Genomic DNA, 391 nt, shown 5'->3' with positions numbered 1-391 from the left:
CAATCAATCGATTGCAAGTATAGAAGCAATCGAAGTACTTACACCAATGCCCGGAGTAGACGCAATTGTTGCGGTCTTAGTTGCGATGAGGAAAAAACTAGAAGAAAAACTAGAGCGTTTATATGAATTCAATCATTCGTCCAGCAACAACTACAGCACCGCCCTACAATTAGCAGCTAGCATCACAGCCGGACTCGCTGAAGTGCAAAGCGGGAAAGGGTTTAGTCCTGTGAGTGGGACGTTTCATAGTGAAAAGTTAAATATGGAATGGGCAAAGCAAATTCAAATAATTATAGAAGAGAAAATACGGAAATCTGACAATGGTATTGGAAAAAGTGTAGATTTAGAGCACAATGTGTATAACGACATTGAAGGAATAAGCAGCGAAAAT

General features: G+C 39.9%; 1 pseudogene. It reads left to right on the top strand.

Features of this window, described 5'->3' with window-relative positions:
- A pseudogene (locus tag COE49_RS27075) lies at positions 1 to 391 on the top strand (LXG domain-containing protein); the annotation flags it as partial.

It is taken from the genome of Bacillus sp. AFS029637, assembly GCF_002584985.1.
Classification (GTDB): Bacteria; Bacillota; Bacilli; order Bacillales; family Bacillaceae_G; genus Bacillus_A.
Note: the sequence above shows the minus strand (reverse complement) of the source record. Positions and strands in the feature narration are given on the sequence as shown.